This is a genomic window from Comamonas sp. (genome assembly GCF_036666375.1).
In the GTDB taxonomy this organism is placed as follows: Bacteria; Pseudomonadota; Gammaproteobacteria; order Burkholderiales; family Burkholderiaceae_C; genus Comamonas.
On record NZ_JAVWWA010000092.1, the window covers coordinates 1 to 2,350 of the forward strand.

Consider the following 2,350-nt stretch of genomic DNA (forward strand, 5'->3'; position numbering starts at 1 on the left):
CGCGCGGCATTGCCAACACCGAGAACCGCAAGGTCTGGGTGTTCTGCGGCGACGGCGAAATGGACGAAGTGGAATCGCTGGGCGCGATCTCGCTGGCCGCGCGCGAAAAGCTCGACAACCTGATCTTCGTCATCAACTGCAACCTGCAGCGCCTGGACGGTCCGGTGCGCGGCAACGGCAAGATCATCCAGGAGCTCGAAGGCGAGTTCCGCGGTTCGGGCTGGAACGTCATCAAGCTGCTCTGGGGCAAGGGCTGGGACGAGCTGCTGGCCAAGGACAAGGACGGCGTGCTGCGCAAGATCATGATGGAGTGCAACGACGGTGATTACCAGTCGTTCAAGGCCAATGACGGCGCCTACGTGCGCAAGCATTTCTTCGGCCGCGATCCGCGCGCGCTGAAGATGGTCGAGCACATGAGCGACGACGAAGTCTGGAACCTGCGCCGCGGCGGCCACGATTCGCAGAAGGTCTATGCGGCCTTCCACGCGGCCAACGAGCACAAGGGCCAGCCCACGGTGCTGCTGGTCAAGACCGTCAAGGGCTTCGGCATGGGCAAGATCGGTGAAGGCAAGAACACCGTGCACCAGACCAAGAAGCTCGGCGACGAAGACATCAAGGCCTTCCGCGACCGCTTCAACATCCCGATTCCCGACAGCCAGATCGCCGATCTGCCGTTCTACAAGCCGGCCGACGACACGCCGGAAATGCGCTATCTGCACGAGCGCCGCAAGGCCCTGGGCGGCTACCTGCCCAAGCGCCGCGTCAAGGCCGACGAGCAGTTCACTGCGCCCGCGCTGGAAACCTTCAAGGCCATTCTCGAGCCCACGCCCGAAGGCCGTGAAATCTCGACCACGCAAGCCTACGTGCGTTTCCTCACGCAGCTGCTGCGCGACAAGGAAATCGGTCCGCGCGTCGTTCCCATCCTGGTCGATGAGGCGCGCACGTTCGGCATGGAAGGTCTGTTCCGCCAGATCGGCATCTACAACCCTGCAGGTCAGCAATACACCCCGGTCGACAAGGACCAGGTCATGTACTACCGCGAGGACAAGGCCGGCCAGATCCTGCAGGAAGGCATCAACGAGGCCGGCGGCATGTCCAGCTGGATCGCTGCCGCCACGAGCTACAGCACCAGCAACCGGATCATGATCCCGTTCTACGTGTACTACTCGATGTTCGGCTTCCAGCGCGTGGGTGACCTCGCCTGGGCGGCGGGCGACATGCAGGCACGCGGCTTCCTGCTGGGCGGCACTTCGGGCCGCACCACGCTCAACGGCGAAGGCCTGCAGCACGAAGACGGCCACAGCCACATCCTGGCGAACACCGTGCCCAACTGCGTCAGCTATGACCCGACCTTCGCCCACGAAGTCGCGGTGATCATGCGCGAAGGCCTGCGCCGCATGGTGCAGGAGCAGGAAAACGTCTTCTACTACCTGACGCTGCTCAACGAGAACTACGCGATGCCAGGCCTCACGCCCGGCACCGAAGAGCAGATCATCAAGGGCATGTACCAGTGCAAGGCCGGCATCAAGGTGCCGACCACGGGCCTGCGCGTGCAACTGCTGGGTTCGGGCACCATCCTGCGCGAATCGATGTTCGCCCAGGAGCTGCTGCTCAATGACTGGGGCGTGGCCGCCGACGTCTGGAGCTGCCCAAGCTTCAACGAACTGACGCGCGACGGTCAGGACGTGGACCGCTGGAACCTGCTGCACCCGCTGGAAACCGCGCGCCAGGCATTCGTCACGCAACAGCTCGCCGGCTCCACCGGCCCGGTGATCGCGTCGACCGACTACATGAAGGCCTATGCCGAACAGATCCGCGCCTACATCCCCAAGGGCCGCATCTACAAGGTGCTGGGCACCGACGGTTTCGGTCGTTCGGACTTCCGCCGCAAGCTGCGCGAGCATTTCGAGATCGATCGCCACTACATCGTCGTGGCGGCGCTGCGCGGCCTGGCCGACGCCGGCCAGCTGCCCATGACCAAGGTGGCCGAAGCGATTGCCAAGTACGGCATCCAGGTCGACAAGATCAACCCGCTGAACGCCTAAGAATTCCGGGAGACATATATGGCATTGGTAGACATTCAAATTCCGGACATCGGTGATTTCGACGAGGTGTCGGTGATCGAAGTGCTGGTTCAGGTGGGCGACACGATCAAGGCCGAGCAATCGCTGCTGACCGTGGAATCCGACAAGGCCTCGATGGAGATTCCGTCGAGCCATGCGGGCGTTCTCAAGGAACTGCGCGTGGCGCTGGGCGACAAGGTCAAGCAGGGTTCGGTCATTGCGGTGATTGAAACGGCTTCGGCGGCTCCCGCTCCCGCAGCGCAAGCCGCCCCTGCACCGGCAGCAGC

The 2,350-nt window shown here is 63.4% G+C and carries 2 protein-coding genes; both read left to right on the top strand.

The features are described 5' to 3' along the window. Positions 1 to 2,045: pyruvate dehydrogenase (acetyl-transferring), homodimeric type (gene aceE / locus RR928_RS18940; protein WP_332683751.1), on the top strand; the 2,045-nt coding region annotated here is incomplete at its 5' end. Between the two features lie 18 nt (positions 2,046 to 2,063). Next, a partial coding sequence (locus tag RR928_RS18945; protein ID WP_332683754.1) for a biotin/lipoyl-containing protein occupies positions 2,064 to 2,350 on the top strand: 287 nt, incomplete at its 3' end.